This is a genomic window from Spirosoma sp. KCTC 42546, from assembly GCF_006965485.1.
Taxonomy (GTDB): domain Bacteria; phylum Bacteroidota; class Bacteroidia; order Cytophagales; family Spirosomataceae; genus Spirosoma.
Map to the genome: position 1 here is coordinate 6,315,366 of NZ_CP041360.1, position 16,079 is coordinate 6,331,444.

The 16,079-nt window shown below is 50.8% G+C and carries 9 protein-coding genes; 2 read left to right on the top strand and 7 right to left on the bottom strand.

Translation table 11 applies throughout. The annotated features are described in order from the left end of the window. The 7 genes from EXU85_RS26080 to EXU85_RS26110 form a co-directional block, all read right to left on the bottom strand. Positions 1-684, bottom strand: coding sequence for a short chain dehydrogenase (locus EXU85_RS26080; RefSeq protein ID WP_142774897.1), 684 nt, complete (start codon positions 682-684; stop codon positions 1-3). Positions 685-710: 26 nt separating this feature from the next. After that, positions 711-1,826, bottom strand: a complete 1,116-nt coding sequence (locus EXU85_RS26085) for a PLP-dependent cysteine synthase family protein (protein WP_142774898.1) — start codon at positions 1,824-1,826, stop codon at positions 711-713. Between the two features lie 37 nt (positions 1,827-1,863). Beyond that, a complete protein-coding gene (locus EXU85_RS26090; protein WP_142774899.1) occupies positions 1,864-2,736 on the bottom strand; it encodes a cytochrome c in 873 nt (290 codons plus the stop codon). Between the two features lie 224 nt (positions 2,737-2,960). Continuing rightward, entirely contained in the window at positions 2,961-7,061 is a 4,101-nt protein-coding gene (locus EXU85_RS26095; protein WP_142774900.1) for an ATP-binding protein, read from the bottom strand. A gap of 809 nt (positions 7,062-7,870) precedes the next feature. After that, positions 7,871-8,692 (bottom strand): alpha/beta fold hydrolase, encoded by an 822-nt coding sequence (locus tag EXU85_RS26100; protein WP_142774901.1) that lies wholly within the window; start codon positions 8,690-8,692, stop codon positions 7,871-7,873. Positions 8,693-9,009: 317 nt separating this feature from the next. Then, complete coding sequence (locus EXU85_RS26105) at positions 9,010-10,590, bottom strand: Na+/H+ antiporter (protein WP_142774902.1); 1,581 nt, start codon at positions 10,588-10,590, stop codon at positions 9,010-9,012. Between the two features lie 27 nt (positions 10,591-10,617). Continuing rightward, on the bottom strand, positions 10,618-11,088 hold the full coding sequence (locus EXU85_RS26110) for a nuclear transport factor 2 family protein (RefSeq protein WP_142774903.1): 471 nt from the start codon (positions 11,086-11,088) through the stop codon (positions 10,618-10,620). 443 nt (positions 11,089-11,531) lie between these two features. Between EXU85_RS26110 and EXU85_RS26115 the strand changes: the two genes are divergently transcribed. Further along, a complete protein-coding gene (locus EXU85_RS26115; protein WP_210422408.1) occupies positions 11,532-13,604 on the top strand; it encodes a sigma 54-interacting transcriptional regulator in 2,073 nt (690 codons plus the stop codon). 13 nt (positions 13,605-13,617) lie between these two features. Continuing rightward, the gene (locus EXU85_RS26120) at positions 13,618-15,906 is read left to right on the top strand and encodes a histidine kinase dimerization/phosphoacceptor domain -containing protein (protein ID WP_142774904.1); all 2,289 of its coding nucleotides are present in this window, start codon (positions 13,618-13,620) and stop codon (positions 15,904-15,906) included. Positions 15,907-16,079 lie beyond the last annotated feature (173 nt).

Consider the following 16,079-nt stretch of genomic DNA (forward strand, 5'->3'; position numbering starts at 1 on the left):
TTAAATAACGTAGTTGGTCAGACCAGGATTACGGCTCTCCTGATCATCGGTACTACTATCAGTCAGGCCAGAGATATTGGCTGGAGCGTAGCCGCTTACAAAAACTGCCGTTCCATTCTGGCCGCTCTCCACGGCTTCCAGATAAGCGCTGGCTACAGTGGCCGCCGTTGGGTATTGGGTGCCATCCAGACCAAATAAACCAGCCGTTTCGGCCACAAGCGGGGGATGAACAATCACCAGTCTTCGGCCCTGGGTCATGTCCAGGGCAGCCGCCCGGACAAAGCCTTCCAGACCGGCATTGACCATGGCCACCAGCGACGTTCCGGGCCAGGGCGTATAGGCCAGCATGCCCCCCGTCATCACCAACACACCTTTGGGCCGCAACCTGGCGATTCCTTTACGTACCATGTTAATCTGGCCCATCAGCTTGCTTGATAGCGTCAGTTCTATCTGGGCATCGGTCAGTTGATCCAGGGGACCAAAGGCCGCATCACCACCCGTAATCACTAGGGCATCCAACTCGCCGATCGGCTCGTAAAAGGCATCGATACTGGCCAGGCTGGTAAAGTCAACGCCGGGCTGCGTAGAACGGGATGCTCCGATAAGTGTAAACCCCTGCTTGGTAAAGAGTTGAGCGACGGCTGTGCCAATGGTGCCCGAGGCTCCGATCAGTAGGACGTTCATGATAAGATAGATGAATGAGATACCGATTAAAATACACCCGGTCGGTCTGCCAGCAAGCGGCCGATGGGGCGATAATCCGTGAACGCAATGTTGGGGGCGATATAGCCGGGTCTGATGGGTTCTTTCCGAACCAGGTCGGTGCTTAGGTATTTTTTGTTGCAATCGCACAGAACCGTCACCACACGGGCTTTTGGGCCCATTCTCTGTTGTAGCTTAATGGCACCGACCAGGTTGGCTCCCGACGAAATCCCTACGGCGATACCCAATTGGCAGGCCAGTTGCTGAGCCATCAGGATAGCGTCGCCATCGCTGGCCTGCACCACATGATCCAGTTCGTCTAGCTGTAGAATACCGGGAACGAACTCATCAAAGAAGCCCTGAATCCGGTGCGTTCCGGTTTTGTAGCCGACCGATAGCGTGGGCGATTCAGCGGCTTCGAGCGGATGAACGCGAATGGCCGGGTTTCGGGATTTCAGGTAACGGCCTACCCCCATGACCGTCCCCCCCGTACCGACCCCGGCCACAAAGGCATCCGGTATAACGTCTACGCTTTCCAGCTGGCGCCAGATTTCGTTGCCTGTGGTCAGGCGGTGGGCTTCCGTGTTATCGGTATTGGCGAACTGGCGGGGCAAAAAAATACGTGGGTCGCAGGCGGCCATCGCTTCTGACCGGTGAATGGCGCCCATAAACCCGCCTTCTTCTTTGGTGAACAGCACGACGTCGGCTCCCAGACTTCGAATGATGTCAATCCGTTCCTGGCTAACACCGGCGGGCATGATAATGGTAACAGGGTGCCCCAACGCCTGGCCTATGGCCGAGAAGGCAATCCCTGTACTGCCGCTGGTGGCTTCCACAATCCGGTCGCCCGGACGGATCCTGCCTTCCCGATACGCCTGATACAGGACATGAAGCGCCATGCGGTCTTTCATGCTGCCGGTCAGGTTGTATTGCTCACATTTAACGTAGAGCGAACGAGGCTGCCCCTGATCCGTGTAAAATACTTCCAGCATGGGCGTGTTGCCGACCAGGTGCCAAAGCCGTTCAAACTTTTTCTGAACAGCGGGCGTCAGCGTCGTGGCTGGTGACGAAACGTCATCCGCAACCTGCGTAAACCGCTGAGGATATTGAAAAATGGTGTGCATAGATCGGTGTCTGGGTTGGGTTAGGTTCATCTTAATTTCAGTTTACTTCATGCAGAAACAGATAAATAGCTTTCAATTCATCGTCGGAATACGTGAAGGATTTGACCGGCATATACGGGCTTAGTACACGGCCCTCAGGGGTTCTCCCATTATGAAACAACTTGACAAAGTCCTGCTGTGTCCAGCTGCCCAGGTGGCCGGTCGATGAAATGTCGGGGATAGGCGGTTGTTCGGGCGAACGGGAAGGCGCTCCTTTGTAACTGGCCGTATGGCAGCCCGTACACGTCACGGCCAGGTATTTCCCATAATCGGCATTGATGGCCGGTTTTACCTCGTCTACATATGTAGCGGTATGATCAATTTCTTTGGCGGGCAACAACGGAAACTCACCCAAAAACGTCAGAATCCGCCCCAGTGGCTTGATTGATTTTGGTGGAGTCGTTTTATCGACTGGTGGCTGCTTTTTAACGTAACTGATCAGGGCGGCCATATCCTGGTTCGACAAGCCGCAGATCTCATGCGAGGGCATAAACCAGAGTGATCTGTTGTCTTTTCCCAGGCCATGCCGGAGCGCCCGAATCCAGTCCTGATCGGTGTACTGAATTCCCCCCTTGCCACTCGTAATATTCGTGGCCTGGATGTAGCCGATTGGTGAATGTTCATCGGCGAATACTTCACCTGTTGCCAGATTAGCCCCGTGACAACCCAGACAACCCCGGATCTCGGCAATGTGTCGGCCAGCGATATACTCGGCTGAGTCGTCGGGAATAGGGAGCGGCTGGAGGGTTACCGCATACACTTTATGAATATCCGCTTCGGTTTTGGCATAGACAATACCATAAAAAAGCAGGAGCAGCAGAACCAGACTCCCCAGGGCAAGGCTGGTCCATTTGAGGATTTTTTTGACCATGGTGATCGCGAATGAACACGTGAAAACGTACTGGTTATCGTTTCTGAAAGACCAGGTCAAAAGTAGAGGGCGGGTGGTACGGGGAACGATAACAAATGGTCCAAATCCGATAAGAAATGGTCCAATTGGCACCAAAGCATAAAATGAGTCAGTTCGCTGAACTGTGCTTCATACGCCATATCTCGAAGATATGGCGTATGAAGCACAGTTCAGCGAACTGACATTCAGGCTTGAGCGGCAAATTCACTGGGGCTCTGCTGATACAGTTCCCGAAAACATTTACTGAAGTAGGCCGCACTCTCGAAGCCCACCTGATAGGCAGTTTCGCTCACTGAAACATTGGAGCGTAGTAGCTGGGCGGCTTGTTTCAGGCGGTAATTGCGGAGCAGTTCATGGGCCGTCAGTCCCGTCAGGGCTTTTACTTTGCGGAACAGGTTGGTGCGGCTCATGCCCAGTTCACGCATCAGTTGGTCGAGGCCAAAGCCCGAATCGCTCAGGTTGGCCTCAAACAGGGCGTATAAGCGAATCAGAAACGGGTCTGTGGTTTCGGGAGATGGCGGAGGGGAAGCCGGATCAGGATTACGCAGACTGGCCTGTACCCACTCCCGTTGCCGCTGTTTACTCACCAGCTGATTGCGCACCCGGAGTTGAAGCTCCGTGATCTGAAAAGGCTTGGTCAGGTAGTCATCGGCCCCCAGCGAGAGCCCCGCCAGCCGATTCTCCACCGACGACTTGGCCGTTAGCAGAATAACGGGAATATGGCTGGTACGCAGGTCGGCTTTCAGTTGATTACAGAGCGTGAAACCGTCCATCAGCGGCATCATCACATCCGAGAGAATCAGATCAGGCATCTGCTCCAAGGCTTGCTTCAGGCCATCCTGACCATTGACGGCCCGCTGGATGCGGTAGTTGCGGGGCAGACTTTCGGCAATGAAGCGAGCCAGCTCATCATTATCCTCCACCACGAGCAAGCGGGGATGATCTGATTCATCCGAGGCTTCCCCGATGTCGTCGCTGGTTTCCCGGTGCCAGTGGGTAGCTCCGTCCGGTGCATTGTCCGACGCATCAACCCGGCGGTAGGGCAACTCCACCACAAACGTAGTGCCCTGGTTTAGCTGGCTCTCGACTGAAATGTGCCCCCCCTGTAACAGAACCAGTTCCTGCACCAGCGCCAGACCAATGCCCGTACCCGGCGTAGCGGTTGTATCGCTTGCCGAACCGGTTCCGCTCTGGTCGGGGCCAACTCCCTGGACGGACCGGTGAGATACCCGATCAGCTGTATTACTCACTTGGTAAAAGCGATCGAAAATGTGAGGCAGGTCCTGAGCCGAAATGCCAACGCCCGTATCGGCAACGGTCAGTCGGATAGGCCCCGACGCTTCTGTCAACGTTACGGTAATCGTGCCAGCTTTGGTGAACTTCAGCGCGTTGGCCGTCAGGTTATAAACAATCCGTTCCAGCTTTTCGGCGTCGAACCAGTAATCGCCCGTTACCTCAGACGTAAATGTCAGATGGAGTCCCTGCATGGCGGCCTGATCAGTTAAAGGATTGAGCCAGTGCTGGACAAACTCAGTGAGGTTCCCTCTCGACTCGTGGATGGGCATGACGCTGGCTTCCAGCTTGGACAGGTCCAGCAGTTGATTGATCAGGCCCAGGAGTTGATGGGCGTTCTGTTCGATCGTTTGCAGTCTTCGCCGATTTTTAGGGCCCGGATTCTCGCTGGCCATCTGTTCGGTGGGACCCAGAATCAGCGCCAGGGGTGTCCGAAACTCGTGGGTGATGTTGGTAAAGAAGTTGGACTTCATCGTATCGACGGCCCTGAGCTGGTCGGCTTCCTGCTGGCGGAGCTGAATGGTTTGGTTGAGTCGGATTCGATTCAGGTACACCTGAAGTAAAGCCCAGGCCATGCTTAAACCGATCAGGGCGTACAACCCGTAGGCCCACCAGGTGGCCCAGAAGGGCGGCTGAATGGTAATGGCCAGTTTGCGCACGTACCGGCTCCATCGATCCGAGGTGTTGGATGTATTGAGCAACAAGACATAATCGCCCGGTGGCAGGTTGGTATAATTAGCCTCGGGCCGGTTCGTCTCCTTCCAGGCATCTTCCAGACCTTCCAGGCGGTAGCGATACCGGTTTTTGGCGGGTCGATTAAATTGCAGGGCGGCAAATTGAACGGTCAGGTAATTCTGGTTATGCGCCAGAGTGAGCTGGCTAGTAGCCTGGATAGGTAACGTACCCAGTACGGAGGTTTCCACTAAGGATCGGTTGGCGGACGTCGTGGCGTCTGTGCCGTCTGGTTCTGGCAGATCAGGCTGAACAATCTGATTGTTTACCTGAAGCTCGGTTAATTCAACTCGTGGCTCAAAAGTATCCTGACCGATCTGGCGGGTATTGAATAGGGTGAATCCTTCCAGACCACCCATCAGGATGTTTCCCTCGGGGAACCGGACGTAGTGGTAGCGGTTAAACTCGTCGGCCATAATACCGTCATCCCGCGTAAAGGTTTGGGTGGTAAAGCTCCGGCGGTTCATCCGGCATAAGCCTTTGTTGGTACCCATCCACAAATACCCATAGCGGTCGGCCAGAGCCGAGTAGACGACGTTGTTGGGTAGACCCTGAGCCTGGGTAAACCGGCGAAACCGCCCCGTTCGTTTATCGAATAGACACAACCCACTACCAAAGGTACCAATCCATAGCCGATTGCCATCAGCGGGATCGGCCGACAGGCAGTACAAGGTATTACTGCTCAGGGAGGTGGCATCGCCGGGCCGGTTGACAAATTGCCGGATCTCGCCATTGTGGCGGTCGAGCCGCCAGAGTCCCCCCACCTGACTGGCCAGCCAGAGCGCCTGCTCATCGACCACCAGTTCGGTAATGGGACCCGAAGATAAGCTGATAGGAATTGGGTAGGGAAACCGGTTCCAGCGCCGGGTCGGCTCATCGAACCAGAACGCCGTGGAGTGATACACCGCCCAAACGCGGCCCTTTGGATCGGTGGTCATGGGGAACGGGATCATTGTACTCCCGTCCAAGTAGCGCAAGCGGATAGGCAAGGGGAAATGCCCGGCCTGGCCCGTTTCCCGATCCAGCCGGTAGAGGTCCGAGGTGCCTACATTGAACCAGAAACAGCCGGCCCGGTCGAAGGTCGATCGAAAATTATAGTTGATCAATCCCCGCAGGCTGGCCAGTACCGCTGGGGGAACGGGGGGTAGTCCCAGCGAATCGCGGGTGAGCAGGTCCCAATAAAATTCATGTTGATACCGGTGCTTCTGAAACGGGCTCGGCTGAAGATTGTAGGTGCGGATACCAGCTCCCGTGGTGCCCATCCATAAGACATTGGTCCGATCAACGAGCAAACTCCGGCACTCATCGTTGGGCTGGTCCCAGTGGGCCACGAGTTGGACACCCTGTTGGTCGGTAAACCGAAACAGGTTCTGTATCCGACCGAAATAGACCGTTCCCTGCCGGTCGATGGCCGTATGAGCGCCTAGCCAATCGTTCCCCTGGGCGGGTAATCGATAGGAACGCAACTGGCCTGTACGGGGCTGTAGCAGGGTCAGATAGTACCTGGAAAAGAGCATAAGCTCGCCGGTCGGTCGAAGCCGAACGGCGCCTAACGAATCTTCGGGCAGCGACTGGGCCTGGCCCGGCTGGTGTCGAATGTGGGTAAACCGATGGCTGGCTTCTTCGAATCGGTCGAGCCCGTTTGACGTAGCCAGCCAAATCGTCCCATCCGCTCCTTCCAGAAGATCGTTTACCGAGTTGGTAATAAGAGAAGCAGCTTGCCGGGGTTGGTGACGGAACCACTGCCCCTGTTTTTTGGCCACATCCCAGCAAAGAATGCCAGTGCCAAACACTACTAACCAGAGCCGATCCTGTCGGTCAATGCGAAACTTATACGCAGTGCCGGGTTTGACCAGTCGGCGAAAGGCGGCCTGCCGGGAGATATTGGTAAAAGTTTCCGTCCGTGGGTCGAAGACATCGATATCCATCCGCTCGGAAAGGATCCAGATGCGTCCGTGCCGATCCAGTTCAAGTTGGTTGAGTCCGGCAAAGGAGAGCGAGGGGCGTCCGTCGGGGTCGGGTTGAAAAACCTTAAACCGCTGGCCATCGTAGCGACAGAGGCCATCGCGGGTGGCGACCCAGATAAATCCCTGTTTATCCTGAAGAATGGAGGGCACAAAGGCCTGGGGTAGTCCCTGGCGGTCGGTAATGACCTGAGGCTGGGGTAAGCGAAACGACTGCGCTCGCAGACTGCCCGATGAGGCCAGCAGGCTCATCAGACAGACCAGTGTACGTATAATTGACGGTATGGATAGAGTCATACCCGTTCAGCAAGCTCAGGCTAAATCGTCTGCTGTGACGTGTAGCCTACAGGCATCGCTAGTTGTTTATGGGTTAGTTGAGTAACGCTTGAAACAAAGCTAACTTTTTTTGCACTACACTCGGCCTTCCTGAGCTTAAAAATGAGTGAGAGTACATATGTACGTACGGTGTCTACAGGTAGGCGTATTTCGCATGACATTTCCTGGCTATGCTTGCCACTGACTTATCCTGAGTAGTCCCAACTATATATTAAATTAGATAACAACCCCTTGTATGAACGATTTAGGCTTAGAATAGGCGTTGATTGAAAAGCATTCAGAAAAACGTCCTTTTGTGGACAATCCACGCCATTGACATCGCCCAGGTGCCCCGGCCGGTTTTTGCGACAATCTCCTCCATAGGTGCTTGTTTCAAAGCCACGCTGTCCGATTGGCAAATGAAGTAAAATCCAGCAGGGCGGCCTATGCGGTTTCAATCATAGCTTTGCTGATGATCGCCATTGCTGTGTTTATTGAAAGTTCGCACGCCACGGGTCGCCCCGCTCAAAATTCACATGGCTACGGGGATTTTTCATGAAGTTTAAAACAGCTTCATCTTTATAATCAATAAATTCATTCAGGAAACCCACCGATAGTTTTCCTGACAACACATATTATCAACGCGTATTGAAATTGCGGGATAACTCCAATGACGACCAGGGGGCAAGATAACGATAGTCCTGGCCATCAACTGTTAACGCATCAAAAGAGCTGTCAATAAAAATAATGACAGCTCTTTTGATTTAATCTTGACCTAACCTATTGATTCATTATGAATTAATAAAAGCCAGTAGGTCCGCATTAATGGTATCCGCTTCAGTGGTGGGCATACCATGGGGAAAGCCCGGGTACGAAATTAATTTCCCGTGTTTTAGCAATTTAACCGCTTTTGCCCCGGAAATGGGGAACGGAACGATCTGGTCATCTTCGCCATGCAGGACCAGAACTGGTATATCCACACCTTTTAGATCTTCCGTAAAATCGGTTTCTGAAAAAGCCTTGATACCATCATGATGGGCTTTTATGCTTCCCATCATGCCCTGACGCCACCAGTTATCCCGAATGCCCTGCGAGATGGTTGCCCCCTCCCGATTGTATCCATAAAATGGAATCGTAAAATCCTGGAAATATTGGGGGCGGTGTTTAGCCGTTCCTTCCCGTATTTCGTCAAATACCGACATCGGAACACCGTCAGGGTTGGCTTCTGTCTGGACCATTAGGGGTGTAACCGCACTTATCAGCACCGCTTTAGCAACCCGGCCCTGTCCATGTTTGGCCACATAATGAATCACCTCGCCACCGCCCGTTGAATGGCCAATGTGGATCGCATCTTTTAAATCAAGAAATTGGACCAGTTCTGCCACATCGGCGACATACGTGTCCATATTATGACCCTCAGATGTGTGCGATGAACGGCCATGCCCCCGGCGATCATGGGCAATCACGCGAAATCCACGCGCTACGAAGAACATTAATTGTGTGTCCCAGTCATCGCCCGATAAAGGCCAGCCGTGGTGAAACATAATAGGCTGTCCTGTTCCCCAGTCTTTGTAAAAAATTTCGGTACCGTCTTTTACTGTGATCTTGCTCATGATTGTAGGATTAAACTATTGAGAGTAGATAAAAATTAGCGATTGGTATTCTTGGTTTACAAAGCCATTCCCCTTCATTGATCAGGTTAACCGGCAGTTAGTATTGCCTTCAATCAAGGAGTAGTTGGGTCTTGACCTGGTTATTTTCGTCAGAACAAAACTACAGCCAGAAGTCCTTTAGGCAGCGGTACAAACAGATGGTATTCCAGTAAAAAGAGAGGATCATAAAACAAACTTTTCAGGTATAATCTGCTATATGATCCGGATCACAAAGAATTTCCGAAAGCTACCAGGAGTCTTTTTTAAATGGTAATCTTTTATGCATCAGCTCGTTGCAACTGTATCTCTTCCCGATCCAGTTCGTTTTCTAATTCATGGAACAAGTCTACATCAATCAATTGGTCGTCCCGTAAGGATAATAACTCAGCCCGTTGCGCCTGAAGGGATGATAAAGTCAGTTTTTGACTGAGTTGATGCTGAGACAACGTCTTAGCGGAATCGCTTCCTTCAAGCGCATCAACGCGTTCCTGATGTCGGTCAATGATTTCCTGGACAGTGTCTCCGCTAAGCCCTTCCTGATCAATTACACGATGAATCACCGTCAGCGCTTTACGGGAAAGCCGTTTACGGATCTCCCGGCGGGATAAATAGTCGGTGGACGGCTGACCGAATTGTAAAGCCCGAATCACAACAGGTAGCATACTCCCCTGCCCGACCAGCGTAAAGAGGATCACACAAAACGTAATAAACAGGATTAGATTCCGGCCGGGGCATGGCAGGCCATTAGGAAGTCGTTCAGGTATCGACAGGGCAGCCGCCAGGGATACAATGCCCCGCATGCTGATATACGCCAACAGCGTCGTGTGTTTGTAAGACGGAAACACAGGCGCAAGGTGCAACACCTTTCGTATCCGGGTAGAAACTGTATCCGCAATAAAGATTCCCAGGAAGCGGATTGCCACAGCGGTCAAACTAATGAGTAATCCGAACCAGGCGAGTTGCCCCAGCGACTGCCCTTTGATTGAAGCCACCACATGCGGCAGTTGCAACCCAATCAAAATAAAGATTAGCCCATTCAGCAGCACAACGACAAAGTCCCAGACCGCTACTGCCTGCATCCGTGTGGTTGGGCTATGTACGCTTGACTGCTTATGGCCTAACAATAATCCCGCCGTAACCACACTAAGTACCCCGCTTAACTGAAGATGTTCTGCGGCAATATAAGCCGAGTAAGCCGTCACAAACGTCAGCACTGTTTCCAGCGCGGGCTCCAGATTGCCGTACTTGTGCAACCAGAACGATAAATAACCAATAACAAGTCCGGTACCAACTCCGCCCCCGGCTAACCAAATGAAATCCAGTAGCGAACTGGTCAATGAAAAGCGCCCGGTATTCATGGTGGCCAGAGCCAGTTGAAAGAGTACTAATGCGGTTGCATCATTAACCAGACTTTCGCCTTCGAGAATAGCGACAATTTTTCGGGGAACTGCCAGCGTCTTCATAATCGCTGTAGCGGCTACGGCATCGGAAGGCGAAACGATAGCTCCCAGTAGTAAGCCCGTAGCCAGCGTAAAGCCGGGAATAACCGATTGCGCTACGTACGCTATACCCACGCTGGTTGCCAGCACCAAGCCCAGGGCGAGCACAACGACAGGCTCTAAATTTCGGCGAAAGTCGCTCCAGTTGGTATACCAGGCCGCACTGTAGAGAATGGGTGGTAAAAAAACCAGCAGCACAACCGAGGAATCTAACCCTACGTTTGGCAGGCCGGGAATAAAGCCAATAAGCAAGCCGCCTACCGTCAGTACTATCGGAAAGACCAGATGTAGTCGCCGGGCTATCAGCGCCAGCCCGATAACAAAAATCAGTAGCAGTAGAACCGTTTCGAGTGGATGCATGCCTGGTTTAAGTAGGTGTGCTAGGTGTTAGGGCAGGTTGCTCCCGTTCGCCGTACTATGCCCGTTTGGCGGGAGATTAGGGCCTCTATTCGCCTGTTGCAATCGGTTGAGGAGTTTGGCAGAATCCCAGCTAAATGCCCTCAATTCAACTACCCGATCATCTTTTATTTGCCAGCAGTGGACAAAAGGAACAACAGCGGGTTCGTTGTCTGCCAGAAGTTTACCTTCAAAAAAACCGGTCGTAATAACAGCGTTTTGTTGGGGATCATTTTCCGGCATGAAATACACGAGCGAATGCACGCTGAGGTTTTCACAAATTGTGTAAAGGCTGGACATCATAGTTAAAAAACCACTTCTGCCATGGTATTCATTACCGGCAGGGCCATTCTCAGCGATATATAGCACAATTTTCTCATCCAGCACGGGCAGTATTCGGCTTAGGTTGTTGTCCGAAAAAACACCGTAAACTACTTCGATTAAATGCCTGGGAATAGCCATATCAACAAGAGGTAAGCTTCATGACTATAGGCTCTATCAAGGTAAGTGCCAGCCTTTGACACCTGCGTAAAATAGCAATTTAATGGGGTGAGGAATTCCAAATTCCTCATTATCAACAGGCAGTAATCCTTTTTGGGTGTTGATCGGTCAACTGGCCTGATTTTTCAATTTGGAGAACTCCAAAAAAACTGGAGTTTTCTATTTTTTCCGTAGGCCTAGTTGAATCAAGCCTCCGGTTTCAGTTTGAGTAAGCCTGTTATGCAATTAATTTTTACTCAATTTATGAGCTATTTATTCCTTCTCTTAATCGCTATACTAAATAAAGTAGTTAGTTTAACAATCGTTTTCATGCCCTTTGCGCTTCTCAGGCATAATTGGGACTAATTCTTGTAAGCAGATGAAAACGCGGTCTGTGTATGCAATCCTTTAACCCATTTCGGACTATGCAATCACCAGTCAACCCTCCTCTTTCCTCACCGTCTGCCTGTAAAATATTAATCGTTGAAGATGAATACATTATTGCGAATGACCTGGAGCTCATTTTACAGGAAGCAGGCTATCCAGTCATTGGCGTTGCCGACTCTGTTTCCGAAGCCGTGGCAATTATGGATCAACAAAAGCCCGATATCGTTTTACTGGATATTTACCTGAAGGGAAGAGAAACCGGCATTGATCTGGCAAAGCAACTGGACGATCTTGGCATTCCCTTTATTTACATATCAGCCAATGACAATAAGAGTGTGCTGGAAGCGGTAAAGGCCACACAGCCAATTGGCTATATTGTCAAACCGTTTCGGGAAAAAGATATACTGACGACGCTGGAAATCAGTCGATACCGCCATGCGCATAGTGTTGAAATGAAACTCCGGGAAGAAAAGGCGCTTCAGATTGCCCTGATGGATGCCCTGTCGGCTCCCGAAAGTTGGGAACAGAAGCTGCTGAAGGCTGCGATGGTTCTTCAGCAGCATGTGCCGTTCGATTTCATGTCGATTCAATACCAGAAAAACGGCACAATCCAGCATTTTAATTACTACCGGGTGGGCTTTGAGGAGTATCAAACGATACGTCTGGCCGATTTCCAGCAGATGACGAACACCCCCATCGATCAACTTCTCCAGTTACAAGTTGACCAGCTACCTCCCGGCCCTGTTCGCTATACTGACGATTCGTTTAGCGTTCTCTGCAAACAGAGTCCGTTTAGGCAGTTACTGGCTAAAACATTCCGGTTTGAGTCGGCATTAACGATACCGCTACGGGTAGGGCCAGTTGATACATTCAGTATTTCGTTCCTGAGTCGTAAATCCGATGCTTACCTGTCCCGGCACGTTAGTTTACTGGAGCGGCTGGAGCAACCGGTTGTGTTAATGCTGGAGCGGGTGCTCGCCTTTGAGGAAGTGGCCCGCCTGAGCGAACAATTAAAACGGGAGAATAACTACCTCCAGGAAGAGGTCAAAACATTAGCCAATTTTGAAGAGATCATTGGCCGGAGTCAACGCCTGTTACGGGTTTTTGATCAGGTAACCCAGGTTGCTAATACCGACACAACCGTACTTATTCTGGGTGAAAGCGGCACTGGAAAAGAACTCATTGCCCGGGCACTCCATAACCTGTCGGCCCGGAAAGATAAAATTCTGGTCAAAATCAACTGTGCAACCCTACCGGCAACGCTGATTGAGTCTGAACTTTTTGGCCATGAGAAGGGGTCGTTCACGGGGGCCTTCGAGAAGCGGATCGGTAAGTTTGAACTGGCGCAGGGAGGCACTATTTTTCTGGATGAAATTGGGGAAATGCCCCTCGAATTACAAGCCAAACTACTGCGCGTACTGCAGGAAAAAGAGATCGAACGAGTAGGCGGCCGTACCCCCATCAAAACGGATGTACGCGTGCTGGCTGCCACCAACCGGTATCTGGAAAAAGAAGTAGCCGAAGGCCGTTTTCGGATGGACCTGTATTATCGGTTAGCTACGTTTCCCATTACCTTACCAACGCTACGGGAACGGCCTGCCGATATACCGCTCCTGGCCCAGTTTTTCGCCCAACGTTCGGCCCGTAAATTAGGGAAACCCTTTCGAGGCATTAGTGAGACCGTACTCAATGAGCTGATCAATTACAGTTGGCCGGGAAATATCCGGGAATTGGAAAATGTGATTGAACAGGCGGTTATCATCAACGATGGTCATACACCGTTAACGCTGGGCCGCCCCCTGGTGAACAGCCTGTTTTCCAGGACTATGGCTGGCCCCACGCTTCATCCAGACACCAGTTTGATTGGGTATGGTCAATCGGGGATGTCAACGCCAAAAGATTTGCAGGATGTAAAACAGATTCAACAGGAAACAGAACGGGAATACATTCTGGCGATTCTGAAACAAACGAACGGGCGTATCCGGGGCAGCGGTGGAGCTGCTGAATTAATGAACTTAAAACCAACCACACTGGAGTATCGGATGGAAAAGCTGGGTATCCGAAAAGTACTTTCCGCTCAGCCACCCACTTCCTCATCTGGTATCAATTAAGGTATTGGACATAATGAAGCAGTACATTTTTCTGGCCGTGTGGACGCTGTCAACCTTATCGGTCAATGCGCAATGGTCTCCGGCTCAAATTGATAGTCTACAACGCTTATTGAGCGTTCGTAAACTGGATACCAACCGGGTGAACTTACTCCTTCAATTGAGTCAGTGTTACGTCCTTAAACCAGGTGAAGATGCTCATGATCTGGACACGGCGTTACGGATGAGCCAGCAGGCCACGGCATTAGCTCAATCGTTGCATGATCAGACCTGCCTGGGTGAGGCTGCTTATACCTCATTCCTGATCTGGCTGGAAAAAGGAGATTTTTCGAAAGCCAGCCTATATGCCGAGCAGGCAGGTGAATTTTTTCGGCGCCATAAGCAATGGGATCAGCTTGGGTATGTGTACATGAATCAAGCTCGTTTTTACACGCTCGAAGGCGATGAACTGCCCAAAAAGATTCATTTCTACGAAAAAGCACTCGCTTGTTTTATCCAGGCCAACGATAAAGTTAAACAGGCTGACATGTATAAGGAGTTATCGGATCTCCATCAGATACAGGAAAATTATGCGTTAGCCCTGACTGAACTGCAAAGTGCCCTTAGGTTATTTCGCGCGATTGGTCATACAGATTTAGCTACGGTATATGATCTGCTCGGGTTCGTATCGGCAAAGCTGGGCGATTATAAAGAAGGACTGGCGTTTGGTTTGATGGCTGTTCGGGCGGCCGAAGCGAACAAGGATAGCTCACTGACACTCTGTACTATTTATAACCGGGTGGGCCTCACGTATTATGGGATGGGTCAGTTCAAACAGGCGGAAGTTTATTTTCAGAAATCGCTGGCCATTGCCTTAAAACATAAAAACAATGCCTACATCCTGCATCTGGTGGGCAACCTGTCTGATTTGTTAGTTCAACAACATAAATCGGAGCAGGCCCTTCGCTTTTTACGGGAAAAGTCCAGACAATATCCACCAACGACAGCGGAAAGCCAACTGCTGGTCGACTTTCGTTTTGTTACGATTTATACGGCACTAAATCGGTTTAAACTTGCTCAGACCTACTGCAATCAGGCATTGGGACTACTGGCCAAAGGAGGCATTGGGAGTTTGGGCCACGCCCGCATTTATCAGGCGGTTATCAACTTTTTTATTAAGAGCGGGCAGTTTCAGCAGGCCCGGCAGTATCTGGCCCTCAATGAATCGCGCTGCCAGTTAAACGGGTCGATCATGGCGTTAGCTAAAAATCACCTGCAATGGTTCAAGCTGGATTCGACCCAAACCAGCTATTTTTCCGCCATTCGGCATTATCAACGCTACAAAGGACTCCAGGATTCTTTGCTGAATACCACAAAAAGCCGGCAGATCGCCCAGTTGGAAATTGAGTTCGAAAGCGAGAAGAAAGATCAGAATTTAAAGCTCAGTCAGCAGAATATTCAATTTTTAACGAAGCAAAGCCACTTGCAGCAGAATCAATTACAACAGGCCCACACCATTCGAAACGGTACTATTGTGGGCATTATCATGCTGATTTTACTGTTGGGGCTAAGCTACAATCGCTACCACCTCAAGCAACGGAGTAACCAGCTCCTGGAAGCCAAACAGCTGGAGATCAATCAGAAAAACAGATCCCTCCAAAAGGCAGTCGATGATCAGGAACATTTATTACGGGAGCGCGAATGGATGCTTCGGGAAATTCACCACCGGGTAAAAAACAACCTGCAAATCATTACCAGCCTGCTCCATTCTCAATCTACCTACCTTACAGATCAGGCCGCGCTGGCCGCCATCCGCGAAAGCCAGAACCGGGTTCATGCGATGGCCCTGATTCACCAGAAATTGTACCAATCAAACCGGTTGTCCAGCATTCCAATGGCTGAATACATCAATGAAATTGTTGAGTACCTGATGGGTACGTTTGACCTTAAGGGGAATATAAAAAAGCAGATTGCCGTTACGCCGGTCGATCTAGACGTTACATTGGCCGTTCCACTGGGGCTGATCATCAATGAAGCCATTACAAACTCCCTGAAATATGCGTTTCCGATGGATCGAAGTGGAACTATACAAATTGAGCTTAACCAGGTGGATGATCATAATTTCTGGCTTTTAATCGGCGATGACGGTATCGGTTTACCAACTGACCTGAATCCTTCCCGAAGTCGCACGCTGGGCATGAGTCTGATTCGGGGGTTGAGCAAACAGCTGGGGGGCAAGCTGCAAATCAACCAGATGAATGGTGTGCAGATTAGCCTGCTGTTTGCCGAAGATAAAGTAGGTCAGTCAGCGCTGGTCAGTGCGTAACGTTCATCGATTGCCGATGTGGATGCGTTTGGACAGAAAAAGGATTTTTAATACAAACAATCGATGCGAAATTGGGCACGACTTTTTCAACGAGTGAGACAATTGGCAACAGTGTATGCTACAAAAATTGCCTGGTTAAGCCTGTTTAATATTACGTTTCATATTTTGGCTGC

What these genes read in the sequence shown, in the direction of transcription:
- EXU85_RS26080 (WP_142774897.1), bottom strand. Translation starts at nt 684, where the DNA reads ATGAACGTCCTACTGATCGGAGCCTCGGGCACCATTGGCACAGCCGTC.
- EXU85_RS26085 (WP_142774898.1), bottom strand. Translation starts at nt 1,826, where the DNA reads ATGCACACCATTTTTCAATATCCTCAGCGGTTTACGCAGGTTGCGGAT.
- EXU85_RS26090 (WP_142774899.1), bottom strand. Translation starts at nt 2,736, where the DNA reads ATGGTCAAAAAAATCCTCAAATGGACCAGCCTTGCCCTGGGGAGTCTG.
- EXU85_RS26095 (WP_142774900.1), bottom strand. Translation starts at nt 7,061, where the DNA reads ATGACTCTATCCATACCGTCAATTATACGTACACTGGTCTGTCTGATG.
- EXU85_RS26100 (WP_142774901.1), bottom strand. Translation starts at nt 8,692, where the DNA reads ATGAGCAAGATCACAGTAAAAGACGGTACCGAAATTTTTTACAAAGAC.
- EXU85_RS26105 (WP_142774902.1), bottom strand. Translation starts at nt 10,590, where the DNA reads ATGCATCCACTCGAAACGGTTCTACTGCTACTGATTTTTGTTATCGGG.
- EXU85_RS26110 (WP_142774903.1), bottom strand. Translation starts at nt 11,088, where the DNA reads ATGGCTATTCCCAGGCATTTAATCGAAGTAGTTTACGGTGTTTTTTCG.
- EXU85_RS26115 (WP_210422408.1), top strand. Translation starts at nt 11,532, where the DNA reads ATGCAATCACCAGTCAACCCTCCTCTTTCCTCACCGTCTGCCTGTAAA.
- EXU85_RS26120 (WP_142774904.1), top strand. Translation starts at nt 13,618, where the DNA reads ATGAAGCAGTACATTTTTCTGGCCGTGTGGACGCTGTCAACCTTATCG.